Origin of the sequence: Robbsia sp. KACC 23696, assembly GCF_039852015.1 — a bacterium.
Lineage (GTDB): Bacteria > Pseudomonadota > Gammaproteobacteria > Burkholderiales > Burkholderiaceae > Robbsia.
Genome location: NZ_CP156626.1, coordinates 120,594 through 134,454, shown reverse-complemented (window position 1 = coordinate 134,454; position 13,861 = coordinate 120,594). Strand labels below are relative to the sequence as shown.

Annotated in this window: 12 protein-coding genes; 6 read left to right on the top strand and 6 right to left on the bottom strand. The window is 63.9% G+C overall.

The genetic code is table 11. The features are described 5' to 3' along the window. Positions 1-45 precede the first annotated feature (45 nt). A complete protein-coding gene (locus ABEG21_RS00510; RefSeq protein WP_347555359.1) occupies positions 46-252 on the top strand; it encodes a hypothetical protein in 207 nt (68 codons plus the stop codon). On the opposite strand, the gene ABEG21_RS00505 is transcribed toward ABEG21_RS00510, so the two are convergent. The 5 genes from ABEG21_RS00505 to ABEG21_RS00485 all read right to left on the bottom strand — a co-directional run bounded on the left by ABEG21_RS00505 (position 245) and on the right by ABEG21_RS00485 (position 7,665). Continuing rightward, positions 245-1,624, bottom strand: a complete 1,380-nt coding sequence (locus tag ABEG21_RS00505; protein WP_347555358.1) for a hybrid sensor histidine kinase/response regulator — start codon at positions 1,622-1,624, stop codon at positions 245-247. The genes ABEG21_RS00510 and ABEG21_RS00505 overlap by 8 nt on opposite strands. Then, positions 1,621-2,352: a chemotaxis protein CheB gene (locus tag ABEG21_RS00500; protein WP_347555357.1), complete on the bottom strand. Its 732-nt coding sequence runs from the start codon at positions 2,350-2,352 to the stop codon at positions 1,621-1,623. The genes ABEG21_RS00505 and ABEG21_RS00500 overlap by 4 nt, the downstream gene beginning before the upstream one ends. 4 nt (positions 2,353-2,356) lie before the next feature. After that, positions 2,357-3,184 (bottom strand): CheR family methyltransferase, encoded by an 828-nt coding sequence (locus ABEG21_RS00495; RefSeq protein WP_347555356.1) that lies wholly within the window; start codon positions 3,182-3,184, stop codon positions 2,357-2,359. A 117-nt stretch (positions 3,185-3,301) separates the two neighbouring features. After that, positions 3,302-6,619: a response regulator gene (locus ABEG21_RS00490; RefSeq protein ID WP_347555355.1), complete on the bottom strand. Its 3,318-nt coding sequence runs from the start codon at positions 6,617-6,619 to the stop codon at positions 3,302-3,304. A 113-nt stretch (positions 6,620-6,732) separates the two neighbouring features. Continuing rightward, positions 6,733-7,665, bottom strand: a complete 933-nt coding sequence (locus ABEG21_RS00485) for a LysR family transcriptional regulator (RefSeq protein ID WP_347555354.1) — start codon at positions 7,663-7,665, stop codon at positions 6,733-6,735. A 278-nt stretch (positions 7,666-7,943) separates the two neighbouring features. Here ABEG21_RS00485 and ABEG21_RS00480 point away from each other — a divergent pair, with 278 nt between their 5' ends. From ABEG21_RS00480 to ABEG21_RS00470, 3 genes are all read left to right on the top strand, one after another. Further along, positions 7,944-8,537 (top strand): cytochrome b, encoded by a 594-nt coding sequence (locus ABEG21_RS00480; RefSeq protein ID WP_347555353.1) that lies wholly within the window; start codon positions 7,944-7,946, stop codon positions 8,535-8,537. A 59-nt stretch (positions 8,538-8,596) separates the two neighbouring features. Further along, on the top strand, positions 8,597-9,187 hold the full coding sequence (locus ABEG21_RS00475; protein WP_347556833.1) for a YceI family protein: 591 nt from the start codon (positions 8,597-8,599) through the stop codon (positions 9,185-9,187). 175 nt (positions 9,188-9,362) lie between these two features. Continuing rightward, positions 9,363-10,256 carry an SDR family oxidoreductase gene (locus tag ABEG21_RS00470; protein WP_347556832.1) on the top strand — a complete coding sequence of 298 codons (894 nt, stop codon included), beginning with the start codon at positions 9,363-9,365 and terminating at the stop codon, positions 10,254-10,256. On the opposite strand, the gene ABEG21_RS00465 is transcribed toward ABEG21_RS00470, so the two are convergent. Continuing rightward, the gene (locus ABEG21_RS00465; RefSeq protein WP_347555352.1) at positions 10,236-11,210 is read right to left on the bottom strand and encodes a LysR family transcriptional regulator; all 975 of its coding nucleotides are present in this window, start codon (positions 11,208-11,210) and stop codon (positions 10,236-10,238) included. The genes ABEG21_RS00470 and ABEG21_RS00465 overlap by 21 nt on opposite strands. Before the next feature lie 156 nt (positions 11,211-11,366). On the opposite strand from ABEG21_RS00465, the gene rocD reads away from it, so the two are divergent. Together rocD and ABEG21_RS00455 are read left to right on the top strand one after the other, a co-directional pair. After that, positions 11,367-12,608, top strand: coding sequence for an ornithine--oxo-acid transaminase (gene rocD, locus ABEG21_RS00460; protein WP_347555351.1), 1,242 nt, complete (start codon positions 11,367-11,369; stop codon positions 12,606-12,608). Positions 12,609-12,636: 28 nt separating this feature from the next. Next, positions 12,637-13,734 (top strand): arginase, encoded by a 1,098-nt coding sequence (locus ABEG21_RS00455; RefSeq protein WP_347555350.1) that lies wholly within the window; start codon positions 12,637-12,639, stop codon positions 13,732-13,734. The last annotated feature ends 127 nt before the right edge of the window (positions 13,735-13,861 follow it).

The window sequence follows — 13,861 nt, the reverse complement described above, 5'->3', positions numbered from 1 at the left end:
CACCCCAAAAAGAGCAAAGCAACAATGACGGAGACGGAGGGTGATATGGAATTCCTAACACAGATGGGCAGTATGTCGCTGAACAGCGCCAATCTCATTTTGCTGCTGCCGATGGCCTTGGTCGGCGTCGTATTGGCAGGCAATATTCCTTATCACCATCGCGCGGCGCATTACTCGCTGGAGATCGGCGGCGCGGTGCTCGGTGTCGTCGTGGCGCTGGGTCTGTTGACGCTGCTGCAGATCTTTATCTAGGCCCCGCGATCGCGAAAGCGCTGGCCTGTCCGTCAATCGCCGTCCCGGTGTCGTGCAGACGACGCCATTCGGATTGCCGGGGCAGTGCCACTTCAAAGGTTGTCGTGCCGCTACCGGCCAGCGAGCGGGCGTCGATCGAGCCCGCATGCAATCGCACCAGCTCGTGGACGATAAAGAGTCCTAAACCGAGGCCAGCAGACTGACCGATGGATGTCAGTGAACGGTCGCCCTCCACGACGGCGGCAGTCGCGTGAGTCTGATTTTTCGAATCATCGGGCTGTGCGGCGCCTGAATGGTCGCCTTCGCGAAGGGGTTCCCTCTGGTGCGCGTCATCCGAGTTGGCCTCTGTCGGTGTCTCTAGGCAGTCACTCCCGGAGCGGAATGGCGTGAAGAGATGCGGCTGGATTGCCGCCGGTATCTCGCCACCATTCGATACCCGTAACCTGACCTCTTCGCGCTGCGTGCCATCCACTTCGATGCTGACCGGATGGAGCGCATCGCCATGTCGCAAGGCATTGCCCACCAGATTCGAGATGATCTGGGCGAGACTGCCGCGATCCCATACGCCATGCGTATCGCCCCTGGCCTCGACCCGCAATGTGGGCGGGTGTTCGACGGTCTGGAACTCGTCCGCGATGGCGCGTGCCACGGCATGCAGATCGAAACGTTCGGGGGCGATCTGCAATTGCCCGGACCGCACGCGGGCGACGCCCAGCAACTGATCGATCATCTGCGCCATGCGCTGGCCACTCGTGAGGATGCGATCGGCGGCCTTGTGCAAGCGTGCCGATTTGTCGGCCAGTGCGGTTTCCGTCGATGCCGCACCCTCCCCCTTCCCGGCGTTCTCGACCGTTCGGCGCACGATTTCGGCGTTCATCATCACCGACGACAAGGGATTGCGCAGATCGTGACCGAGTACGGCAACGAACATATCGTTGGTGCGGACCAGTTGCTTCATCGCATCCAACTGCGATGCCAGCTGCCGTTTCTGTTGGTGCAGCTGGACGAACACATCGACCTTGCTCGACAGGATATGCGGATCGAACGGCTTGTAGAGGAAGTCGACCGCGCCGGCCTCGTATCCCTTGAAAACGCGCTTCGTATCCCGATCGGTGGCGGTCAGGAAAATAATCGGTACGTGACGCGTGCGCGGGCTGCCCCGCATGAACTCGGCCAGCTCGAAACCATCCATCCCCGGCATCTGCACATCGATCAAGGCCAGCGCGATGTCGTGTTCGAGCAGTAATTCCAACGCTTCGGCACCATCGGCCGCATGCAAGGGCAGCACCTCGTCCCGACGCAGCAAGGCGTCCAGCGCGACGAGGTTCTGGCCGACGTCGTCGACCATTAATATTTTTACTGCCGATGTCATTGCCCGTCCTCCTTGGATGGCTCGGATGGCGTAGCGAGCGCGTGGGACGCCGTGAGCGCCGATCGGCGCGCCTTATCCGCCACGGCATCGGACGCGACATCGGCGGCGTGGCGCAAAGCCCGTGCGATATCTTCGATCGACAAAACACGATCCGTCGCGCCCAGGGCGATCGCCGCCAGTGGCATCGTGTCGGCGAGCGCGGTTTCGGGCGTTTGTACCCAAGCCAGGCCTCCGCGCGAGCGGATCTGCACGAGGCCGACTGCGCCGTCGGCACTGGCGCCGGTGAGCAGGATGCCCAGCACGCGCGATTGATACGTCCAGGCGGCGGATTCGAACAACACATCGATCGACGGACGCGAGAAGTTCACCGGCTCGTCGATCGACAGGGAACAAGTGAGGTCGGCGCCCACCAACAAGTGATAGCCCGGCGGCGCGATATGGACGGTGCCCGGTTGCAAGGGCTGCCGGTCGTTCGCTTCGACCACGCGTAGCACGCAGCGCGCGCCGAACAGCTCGGCCAGCTCGCTTTGCACGTCCGGCAGCAGATGCAGCACGACGAGCACCGGCACCGGCAGCGAGGCCGGCAGCGCGGGCAGGAGCCGGTTCAAGGCTTCCACGCCACCGGCGGAGGCACCGATGACGATCGCATCGATCTTGTCGAACAGCGCATCGTCGTCACGGTCTCGTTCGGGGTCGGCTGCGCCGTGATAGGGGCTGGAATCCTTCATCGGCTCACCGTTTTTGATAAATCCGCTCGGCGCCGGCGTATTCGTCGAATCGATCGGCATGCGCGTTGAAACGCATGCTCTCTTTGCTGCCGAGACCGAGGAAGCCGCGACGCACGAGCGCGTCGGCAAACAGCCCGGTCGCCCGATTCTGCAGTTCCTCGTTGAAATAGATCAACACGTTGCGGCAAGACACCAGATGGACTTCCGAAAACACACTGTCCGTCGCGAGGCTGTGATCGGCAAAGACCACCTGCCGCTTGAGCGCGCGCGTGAACGTCGCCGCGCCATAAGCCGCGTGATAGTAGTCAGACAACGATCGTTTGCCGCCCGCGGCAATGTAGTTTTTCGAGAAGCCCGCGATCCGATCCAGGGGATAGATGCCTTCGGCCGCGGCTCGCAGCGCCTGCGGGTTCACGTCGGTGGCATACAGGACCGTGCGATCGGCCAGCCCCTCTTCTTCGAGCAGAATCGCCAGAGACCACAATTCCTCGCCGCTACTGCATCCCGCCACCCAGATCTTCACCGACGGGTAGGTTTTCAGGATCGGAATCACCTTCTCGCGCAACGCTCTGAAATACGATGGGTCGCGGAACATTTCGCTGACCTGCACCGTCAGGTATTGCAGCAGCCGCGAAAACGCCGACGCGTCGTACAGGATCTTTCCCTGCAGCTCCGACAGGGTTTCGCAATGGAAATCCTGCCGTGCCTGCGTCATCCTGCGGCGCAACGAGGCGAGCGAGTATTTCCGGAAGTCGTGCTGGTACTTGAGGAAGATCGCTTCCAGCAACAACTGCAGTTCGATATCGAAATCGTGCTTCGCGTGCGCGGTCATGGCGGACGGGGCGTTATCGGTTCAAGGCGCGCATCGACGCGCGGCGCATTGCGCGAGTCGAGGCCGCACCGGGCAGGTCGAAGGGGTGTGAGGCGCCGGCGGTGGCGGCGAATGGATTCAATGCGGCATCCATACGCGGCATAGCGACAGCAGCTTGTCGACCTCGATCGGTTTCGAGATGTAGTCGTTCGCGCCCGCCTCCAGACACCGCTGCCGATCCGACGACATGGCCTTCGCCGTCAAGGCGATGATCGGAAGATGGGCGAAGGCCGGACGTTTGCGGATCTCCTGGATGGCGGTCAGGCCATCCATCTCCGGCATCATGATGTCCATCAGAACCAGCTCGATGTCGCTGTCGCGCTCGAGTTTCTCCAGCGCTTCGCGGCCATTGCGTGCGATTTCCAAGGTGGCGCCCAGCGGCTCGATGACGTGGGACAGCGCGAAAATATTGCGCACGTCGTCCTCGGCCAGCAAGATCTTGCGGCCCTCGAAGGCCGCGTCGCGCTGGCGCGCCTGGCGCAGCATCCGTTGCTGGTCGGCCGGGAGGTCGGATTCGACGCTGTGCAGGAATAGCGTGACTTCGTCGAGGAGGCGTTCCGGCGACTTCGCGCCCTTGATGATGATCGACTTCGAGTAATAGCGCAGGCGCCGCTCCTCGTCCGCGGTCAGCGAGCGGCCCGTATAGACGATTACCGGCGGATAGGTCTGCGGCTCCCGGTCGGCCAATTGCTTCAGCAGATCATAGCCGGAGCCATCGGGCAGCGTCAGGTCCATCACCACGCAGTCGAACGGCGTTTCGGCCAGCTTCGCGAGCGCATCGGCGATCGTGCCGACGGCGTCGATTTCGACGCCATTCGCATCCAGCAACAACGTGATGTTTTCGCGCAGCAGCGGATCGTCCTCGACGACGAGGACGCGCCGGCTGCTCTGACCCAACCTCGCTTCCAGGCGTTCCAGCGCCGAGATCAATTCATCACGCGCGGTGGGCTTCAAGGAATAGCCGATGGCGCCGAGATGCAGCGCGGCCTCGGTATGATCGTTGACCGAGATCATATGGATCGGCAGGTGTCGCGTCTGCGGGTCGCGCTTCAGGCGCTCGAGCACCGTCAGGCCCGAATCGTCCGGCAGGCCGACGTCCAGCAGGATGCCGCTGGGTTGCAGTTGCCGCGCCAGCGCAATGCCGTCGGCCCCGGTGCTGGCGTGCACGCAATCGAAATCGAGCTCGTGCGACAGGTCGTACAGGATCCGCGCGAACGCGAAGTCATCCTCGACGACCAGGATCAGCCGATGCTCACGCGTGCGATTGTCGCGGTCGTCTTCGATCCCGGTGCGCGCCGGCAGCGTCTGGCGCGCCTGCGCCATCTGTGCGAGGTGGGATGCCCCGGCGTTGTCGCCGTCCGCTGTCGAATCGCTTCCGATGCGCGATGCGGGCGACGGCGTGCGATTGGAGGGGACTCGCGCGTCGCGTGACGTTTCGGCGCCGGGCTGCGTCCGCCGCTCGGCAGCGCCGCCATGCGCGGACGCGTTACGCTCCCCGCTGCCAAGCGACGGCGGCACCGCCCGCTGGATGCCGTTGCGCGGTGCGTCGGCGCGCGGCGTGTCATCGCCGGCCAGGCGCGGCGGCGCCTTGCCGTCGCCGGTATAGACGACGGGCAGCGTCAGCGTGAAGGTGCTGCCCTTGCCCAGTTCACTGCCGACGCTGATATCGCCTCCCAGCAGCGTGGCGAACTCTCGTGATATGGAGAGGCCCAGGCCACTGCCGCCATACTTGCGGCTGGTCGTGCCGTCGGCTTGACGGAAGGCATCGAAGATCGCGTCCAGATGCTCGCCGGCGATACCGATGCCGGTGTCCTGCACGGCGAACTGAATATGCGCCGGTGCCGCTGCCGTGATCCACAGGCTGACCTCGCCGGTGGGCGTGAATTTGAACGCATTCGACAGCAGGTTCTTCAGCACCTGCATCAGGCGCTGGTGATCGGTCGTCAGCGACAGCGGCGCATCCGGACCGCGTTCGATCCGGAGGGCCACGCGTCGATCCAGGGCAATCGGATCGAAGGTGCGGCGCAACGACTGAACGATCGATTCCAGCGTGATCGGCTCGGGCTCCACTTCCATATGGCCCGACTCAACCTTTGCCAAGTCCAATATGTCATTAATCAGCGACAGCAGATCCGTATTGGCCGAGTAGATCGTGCTCGCGTAGCGCACTTGTTCGGCACTCAGATTGCCTGGCTTGTTGTCCTGCAGCAGCTTGGCCAGAATCAAGGAGCTGTTCAGCGGCGTGCGCAGTTCATGGGACATATTCGCCAGGAACTCGGACTTGTACTGATTCGTCCGTTCCAGCTGGCCCGTCTTCTCTACCAGGTCGCGCTGCGCATCCACCAGATAGCGCTTCTGCTGTTCCAGGCGTTGCGTGTGTTCTTCGAGCTGGACGTTCGTCTGTTCCAGCTCCGCCTGCTGCGATTCCAGGCGCGCCTGGGAATCCATCAGCGCCCGGCCGCGTTCCTCCAGCTCTTCGTTGGAGACGCGCAGCTCCTCCTGCTGTACCTGCAGCTCCTCGGCCTGATGTTGGGTTTCCTCGAGGAGCATTTCCAGGCGAGTGCGGTAACGTGCGGTCTGCAGCGCGATGCCGGCGGGCTCCGCGGACGCGTCGAGCAATTGGACCACGCGCGCGAGCATCTCGTTCTCGTTGCCATAGCCCAGCGTGCTGCCGGCAAAACCGAGTTCGATCACGCCCACCACTTCACCGTCGGCCAGCAATGGCGCCGCCGTCACATGCGTGGCCGGCGAGGTGCCCAGCGTCGTGCCGATCTGCAGATGCGTTGCCGGCAGGTCGCGCGCGGTCAGCACGGTCTTGGAGACGATCGATTGCCCGGCCAGGCCCTCGCCCGGCAGCAGCGTCGGCGGCGCGACATTGTCCGGCAGCGCCCACGTGGCGAGGCGTCGCAACTGCCCCTTTTCCAGCTGATAGACGGTGCCCACCTTGGCGCCGGTATAGGTCAGCAGCGATTTCAATATGCCGTCCGCCGTCTGCTGGGCTGTCGGCGTGCCGCGCGTCGCGGCCGACAACTGCATCAGGCCGGCCTGCATCCAGGAGAAGGTCTCCACGCGCCGGCGCGAGAGGATATAGCGGTAGGCGACGACGGCGATCACCCAGGTGGTCACATCGCTGACCACGCGGTTTGGAATCGCCCATGTGCCGGTCGCGCCCGTTGTGGCGACATAGCCGATGATCAGCAGCACCGTCCCGACAAAGGCGATGATCAGCGGCATCAGCGCATCGGTCGCGAACAGGCACAGTGCCACCGGGAGCATATACATAATCCAGATGGCGAAGCCATTCGGGGTGTACATGTCCACGAGGAACACCAGGACCAATGAGGCGATGATCGTGGCGTAGAGCAGCGTGATGCGATTACGGCTGGTCTGCAGCATAGTTATTCTTTGCTTCGGCAGTAAATAAGGGGGAAGGCTGGCGGTTTTACGCCGCTCCGGACTATCGCGATGCCGCTTCGCGCGCAATGAGCACCGGACATCATACTAAACGTTCAGACTTTCCATTCGGGCGGGTCCAACGGCGCCACCAGCGCAATTCGTTCGTGAAGCCAGCGCGTGGCCGGTCCCGGATGGGTATCGGCCCGCGTGATGCGGTGCAATTTATATTCGACGGCCAGCCGGTCGGCCGGGCGGATCCGCTTCAACCGCCCGGCTTTCAGGTCCGCCGCCACCAGATGTTGCGGCATGCTGCCCCAGCCCAAACCGGCGATCAGCAAGCGATGTTTCGCGCCCAGATCGCCTATCCGCCAGGCGCGCGTCGCATAGACGCCGTACATCTGGCCTTCGGTGCGATGGGTGCGATCGGTCAGGATCAACTGCGTGTGGTCACGTAAATCGCGTGTGGGAATCACGCCGTCGTAGCAGGCCAGCGGATGCTGTGGCGCCGCGACATTGATCAGGCTGATGGCATCCAGATAGTTCGGCGCGATGGGGTCGGGCCAGGATTCGGTCGGGCCGGCTATGCCGAGATGGCATTCCCGATCCAGCACCAGTCGTAACACGCCGCCCATCGGGCCCATGCGGAGTCGCAAGGTGACCGTCGGAAAGGTGGCGGCGAAATCTTCGAGCACGCCGAGCAGTTTGTCGATTGGGAACATGACGTCGACGCCGAGCGAGACCTCTGCCTCCAGACCCATCGTCAGGCCTTCCGCCCGGGCCAGCAGCTCGTGCATATGGCCGTCCACGCGCCGTGCGTCGGCCAGCACCACCCGCCCTGCCTCGGTTAGTACCGGGCGCCGATGGGTGCGCTCGAACAGGGTCAGACCCAGCAGCGCTTCCAGGTTGGCCACCGTGTAACTGACGGCGGATTGCGCGCGTCCGAGCTGCTGCGCGGCCAGTGAGAAGCTGCCGGCGTCGGCTACTGCGGCAAACACCTGCAACTGGTCGAGCGTCGGCGTACGACCTCGATCGGGAGTTTCGCTCATCTGCTATCTATAAATTCGATATTGATAATCGATTTTAAACGATTGATTCGATGGTTGTCTTTGATTACATTAGGCACCTAGCAAGAACGGACGTCTTAAAAAAACGTGTGCCGACATGGAATTCCTTGCGGGAAATCCCTAGGCGTCATGCCCCGGTCGTCCTGCGATGCTGTCGGACTGTTTGGGAGTCCGTGCTTTAGTTGCCGTGGCATGGTCCCCGCCCTGATCAACGGTTCCACCGAATCCATAACCATGCGCCGCGCGAGCGGACCTCCGTGATGACAACGCCTCCGTCCTCTTCCTCAACGACCGAATCCGCCGCTCAGGCGGGGTCGGGCGCGCGCAAGTATTCCGGCACGGCCATGGCCTTGCACTGGCTGATCGCCCTGCTGATCATCGGCGGTTTTGCGCTGGGTTGGGTGATGACCGATATTCCAGGCTTTACGCCGGCCAAGTTGAAGTACTTCTCCTGGCATAAGTGGATCGGGGTTACGGCGTTGGTGTTGATCATAATCCGTCTCGCCTATCGTGCGACCCATACGCCGCCCGCGTTGCCGGCCGGCATGGGGCGCCTCTCGGCCGTGGCCGCGCATGGCGTGCATCATTTTCTGTATCTGTTGATGGTCTGCGTGCCGCTATCGGGCTATCTGTATTCGTCGATCGCCGGTATTCAGGTGGTGTATCTGGGCCTCGTGCCGCTGCCCACGCTGGTCGGACCGCATCCCGAGCTGCGCCATTTGTTCCGTAATATCCATGTGTATCTGGACTGGACCCTTTTTGCGGTCGTGATTCTGCATTTCCTGGCGGTGTTGAAGCACCAACTGCTGGATCGCGACCGTTTGCTGTCCCGGATGTTGCCGTTTGGCGATTGACGGTGGCAATCCGCAGCACCCACGCATTTATTCATTCATTAAACGGAAGACAAGACATGCTGAAGCTTCGTTCGATCGTTGCCGCTACCGCCGTTGCCGGCCTGGCTGCTGCCGCCCTGCCCGCCGTTGCCGCTCCGGCAACCTACAATCTGGACCCGACGCACACCTACCCGAGCTTCGAAGTCGACCACTTCGGCGGCGCATCGGTGTGGCGCGGTAAGTTCCTGAAGTCGAGCGGCAAGGTCGTGCTGGATCGTGAAGCCAAGACCGGCAGCCTGGAAGTGACGACGGACACGAGCTCGGTGGACATCGGCAACAAGACGCTCGACGGCGAGATCGTCAGCGACAAGATGCTGGACTCCGCCAAGTTCCCGACCGCGACCTTCAAGAGCACGAAGTTCGTCTTCAAGGGCGATACGCCGTCGAAGATCGAGGGCGAGTTGACGCTGCACGGCGTGACGAAGCCGCTGACGCTGACCGTCGATTCGTTCAAGTGCTACCAAAACCCGATGCTGAAGCGCGAAGTGTGCGGCGCCGACGCGAAGGGTGAATTCGACCGTTCGGACTTCGGCGTCGACTTCGGCAAGAAGATGGGCTTCAAGATGTTCACGCGTCTGGAAATCCAAGTCGAAGGCGTGCGCGCGGACTGATTTCGCTCGAACCCGCTTTCCGGTGCGGTGGCGCGCAGGTCTGCGCCGTCGCACCGACGATCCCCCTGCAGCTCCGGGTTTGCGCAAGCGGCCCGGGGCTGCACTTCTTTGTGCCTCCCGCACTCGCCTATAATCAGCACGACGCCCCCACCATCGTGATTGCCTGATGTCCGAGATGACCCGCCGCACCGTTGCCGATTCCCCCACCGATGCCGCGGCCGCCGATGCGCGTCCCGTCGTGCTGGTGACGGGGGGCGCCAAGCGCGTCGGCCGTGTCATCGCCCTGCGGTTTGCGCAGGCGGGCTATCGCGTGGCCGTGCACTACGGCCAGTCGGCGCGCGCCGCCGAAGCCTTGGTCGCCGCCTTGGAGGCGGACGATGCCGGTGCCGGTGGCGATGCCGCGCTATCGGACGGGGCTGCCGAGCTGGCGCATCGTGCGTCGGGGGCGCCGCGCGCGCGGGCCTTGCAGGCCGATCTGGCGCATCCGTCGGCCGCCGATGTGCTGGTCGACGGCTGTATTGCGGCGTTCGGGCGCCTCGACGTGCTGGTGAACAGCGCCTCGGTCTTTCCCGACGATCATCTCGACGACTTCACGCTGGACACCTTCGACCACGCATGGGCAGTGAATGGCCGTGCGCCGCTGCTGCTGACGCAGGCCTTTTATCGTCGTGCGCGGGCAGCGAACCGGACCGGTGTCGTCATCAATGTGGTGGACCAGAAGGTGCGGGATAACTTTCATCCCGACCACTTCTCCTACACGGTGGGCAAGGTCGCCATCGGGCATATGACGGCGATGCTCGCGAAGTCGGCGGCGCCGGTGCTGCGGGTCAATGCGGTCTATCCGGGGCTGATGCTAGAGAGCGGCGATCAGACCCCGCAGGATTTCGATCATGCGAAGCGCCACGCCACGCCTTTGCATCGGATCGCGACGCCTGACGATCTGGCGTCCGCGATTCTGCTGCTGACCGGGCCGGCGTATAACGGCGTCGATTGGGTCGTGGACGGCGGGCAGAACCTGTTGCCGGTTGCGCGCGACGTCGTGTTCTCGTTACGGGCGCCCGACCTCTGAGCTTTCCTGCGCCTGCGCGACCGCGTCCAGCAGCATGACGGTGGCGCTGTCGCGCAGCGCACCCTCGCGGGTGACGCCGTACACGGTATCGAGCGGCGGCGGTTTTGCCTGTTTTCCGATGCCCTGCGCGTGCGACTCGACTGCCAGTGTGGGCTCGGCGACGATCGCGACCCGTCCCAATGCCAGCGCATCGTCCAACATATAGCGCGGCACGATCGACAGACCCCGTCCGGCTGCCACGAGGGCGATCGCCTCTTCGATCTCACTGCAGCGGCCGCGCGTGCGCAACGCCGACGGCATCGTTCCCAACTGTGTCTCGAACCACCGCGTGAACGTCACTTCGCAATCGTCGTAAGTAATGAAATCCGACGCGGCAAGCCAATGGGCGAAGGTGGCGCCGTGTGGGGTGCCGTTCGGGCCGTCGCCGATGCCGGCAGCCACACCGGCACCGATCAACACCAGCGGATAGCGATAGGCCAACGCGAAAGACAGCGTATTCGACGCGGTCACCGTATAGGCAAAGCCGATATCGGCGCGGCCGCTTGCCACCGCCTCCCAGGTTTCCTCGTCCGAGCCGAAACGCAGATCGACGACCGTCTGTGCGAAGGCCGGCTGCGCAAGGATCGGCGTCAGCACATACCGTCCGAACGAGGAGCCGGTCGCGATACGCAAAACCTCGCGCGGCGTGCCGGCCTGCCCGCGTGCCGCGGCGCGCAGACTGCCCATCGCGTCGATGAAGCTGCCGCAGATGCCATAGAGCCGGTCGCCGAGCGCTGTGGGCAATACGCGACGACCGCTGCGCTCGAACAACGGCGCGCCCACCCACTCCTCCAATTGCCGGATCTGATAGCTGACGGTCGAGGGGGTCACGTGCAACTGTTCGGCGGCACGAACGAAGCTGCCCGCCTCGATGGCAGCGACGAAGGTATCGATGTATTTGGTCTGGGTGCGCATGGCGCCGATTATGATGCAAAAAATTAGCATTATGTATGCGAAACGTTTCGCTGGATTCGAACGAATGGCTTTCCTATGATGCGGGTCAACAGGCGCGGATACGTGACGGACATGGGCCCGGCGCCTGACGACGCACCAACCACTAGGGGAACGGCGATGAGCGAGACGACGATGCAACGCGGCACCGACCCGGCGACGGCGGCGTTGCTGGCGCTGGACGCCAAGGTCAACGCCCCGATCTACACCTCGCTGCCGCTGGTGGCTACGCGAGCGCAGGATGTCTGGATTTGGGACCTTGCCGGCAAGCGTTACCTGGACATGATGAGTGCGTATTCGGCAGTGAGCTTCGGGCATGCGCACCCTCGCCTGCTGGCGGCGCTGACCGATCAGGCCGGCCGGTTGTCGGTGACCTCCCGGGCCATGCATTCGGACCAGTTGGCGCCGTTTTTGGCGACCTTGGTCGAGATGACGGGCCAGGCACGCGCTTTGCCGATGAATTCGGGCGCGGAAGCCGTGGAAACCGCGATCAAGGCCGTCCGCAAGTGGGGTCATACGGTGAAAGGGATTCCCGATGATCAGGCGGAGATCATCGTTTTCGATGGGAATTTTCATGGGCGCACGACGACGATCGTCAGCTTCTCGTCGCATCCCGAATATCGGGCCGGCTTCGGGCCTTTGACGCCGGGCTTCGTCAGCGTGCCCTTCGGCGATATCGCGGCGGTGCGTCGGGCCATCACGCCGCGCACCTGTGCCGTGCTGATCGAGCCGATTCAGGGCGAAGGCGGCGTCATCGTACCGCCAGCGGGTTTCCTGAAAGCACTGCGCGCACTCTGCGACACCGAGAACGTCATGCTGGTGGCCGACGAAATCCAGACCGGCCTGGGACGCACCGGCGCGATGCTGGCCTGTGATCACGAAGGCATCCGCCCGGACGCGGTCTGCCTGGGCAAGGCGCTGGGGGGCGGCTTTCTGCCGGTCTCGGCCGTGGTGGGCAGCGAGGCGCTGATGTCGGTGTTTCATCCCGGCGACCATGGCAGCACCTTCGGCGGGAATGCGCTGGCGGCGCGTGTCGGGCACGAAGCGTTGCAGGTCTTGCGTGACGAAAGGCTATGCGACCGGGCGCAGACGAGCGGCGCCTTGCTGACCGCGCTGTTGCGCGAGGCCGCGCATCCGGCCATCGCCGACATTCGCGGCAAGGGGCTGATGATCGGCGTGCAATTTGCGGACGGCATCGACGCGGAAGCCGTCTGCCATGCGCTGATGGCGGCCGGCATTATCACGAAGGTGACGCATCACGCCACGATTCGCCTGTCGCCACCGCTGACGATCGATGCCGACACCTTGCGATGGGCGGCCGGCGTGCTGCTGCAGGTGCTGGACCATTTCACCGCAGCCTAATTTATTTCAAACAAAGGGAGTGCGCATCATGACCTTGCAAAGCACGGTACCGCCCGTCTCGACGAACCGCGCGGCGCTGCCGCCGTTGGAACTGGTACGTGCCGCGATCGGCGCCGGCGCGCAGATTACCGGCTGCCGTCTGGGCCCCGACGCGCTGTTGGCGGCCGGCATTGCCACCGATCTCCGCTCCGGTGGTCATGGCAAGGCGCGCGACGTTCAATTGGGCGCCGCGCTGGTCGATACGCATTACGTCGCGCATCGCGATCAGGCGCAGGCGGCGACGGCCCCGTCGAAGCTGGACGCCGTCGCATCGTTTGCACCGGGCTTGGCGGCCGTGACCGCCGATATCGTACGGCGCGGTGCCTTCCCGTTGATTCTGGGCGGCGACCATTCGGTGGCGGCGGGCACGTGGAGCGGGATTGCCGATGCCTGTCGCGAACGGCTCGGCGACGCCGGCCGCATCGGGTTGATCTGGATCGATGCGCATCTCGACAGCCATACGCCGGAGACATCGGAAAGCCAGGCGCCTCATGGGATGCCGCTGGCGGCATTACTCGGGCACGGCGCGTCATCGCTGACGGATCTGCGCGGTTGGCGCGGCAAGGTCCGCCCGGAAAACGTCGCCGTGGTGGGAGTGCGTAGCTACGAGGAAGGCGAAGCGGCGCTGCTGGCGCGCCTGGGCGTGCGGGTATTCAGGATGGATGAAGTGCAGGCGCGCGGCGTGGATGCTTGCCTGGAAGAGGCGGTGGATATCGCCACGCGCGGCACCTGTGGCTATGGCGTCAGTTTCGATGTGGATGCGATCGATCCACGGGAGGCGATGGCCGTGGGTTCACCCGAGGCCGACGGCATTGCCGCCCGCGATGCCATCGCCGCCATGCCGCGCTTCGCCGCCGATTCGCGACTGCTTGGTTTCGAACTGGTCGAATACAACCCCGAGCGTGATGGCGGCGCGTCCGATGCCACAGCCGGCGGCAGTGAGGCGGCGCTGGAGGCGGGAGAGCCCACCGCCGCGATCTGCCGCGCCCTGCTCTGCGCCGCGCTGTGTCCTGGCTGGCAAGAGGCGGACACGCGTCGATTACTGCAGCAGGCAGCGTGCGCCGGAGCCGCTATCGCGACGGCGTGATTGCTGACGGAGTCTGTGTATAAGTCTGGGGGTAAGTGGGCTGCCGTCCTGTGGAAGAGGTGTGAGCAACACGGTGCATAAGCGAGTGGATAAGCGGCTGAATAAGTCTGTGCATAACAGTGTGGGC

Bases quoted from the DNA above. Each gene is read 5' to 3' on its own strand.
- ABEG21_RS00510 (WP_347555359.1), top strand. From the start codon at position 46: ATGGAATTCCTAACACAGATGGGCAGTATGTCGCTGAACAGCGCCAAT.
- ABEG21_RS00505 (WP_347555358.1), bottom strand. From the start codon at position 1,624: ATGACATCGGCAGTAAAAATATTAATGGTCGACGACGTCGGCCAGAAC.
- ABEG21_RS00500 (WP_347555357.1), bottom strand. From the start codon at position 2,352: ATGAAGGATTCCAGCCCCTATCACGGCGCAGCCGACCCCGAACGAGAC.
- ABEG21_RS00495 (WP_347555356.1), bottom strand. From the start codon at position 3,184: ATGACCGCGCACGCGAAGCACGATTTCGATATCGAACTGCAGTTGTTG.
- ABEG21_RS00490 (WP_347555355.1), bottom strand. From the start codon at position 6,619: ATGCTGCAGACCAGCCGTAATCGCATCACGCTGCTCTACGCCACGATC.
- ABEG21_RS00485 (WP_347555354.1), bottom strand. From the start codon at position 7,665: ATGAGCGAAACTCCCGATCGAGGTCGTACGCCGACGCTCGACCAGTTG.
- ABEG21_RS00480 (WP_347555353.1), top strand. From the start codon at position 7,944: ATGACAACGCCTCCGTCCTCTTCCTCAACGACCGAATCCGCCGCTCAG.
- ABEG21_RS00470 (WP_347556832.1), top strand. From the start codon at position 9,363: ATGACCCGCCGCACCGTTGCCGATTCCCCCACCGATGCCGCGGCCGCC.
- ABEG21_RS00465 (WP_347555352.1), bottom strand. From the start codon at position 11,210: ATGCGCACCCAGACCAAATACATCGATACCTTCGTCGCTGCCATCGAG.
- rocD (WP_347555351.1), top strand. From the start codon at position 11,367: ATGAGCGAGACGACGATGCAACGCGGCACCGACCCGGCGACGGCGGCG.
- ABEG21_RS00455 (WP_347555350.1), top strand. From the start codon at position 12,637: ATGACCTTGCAAAGCACGGTACCGCCCGTCTCGACGAACCGCGCGGCG.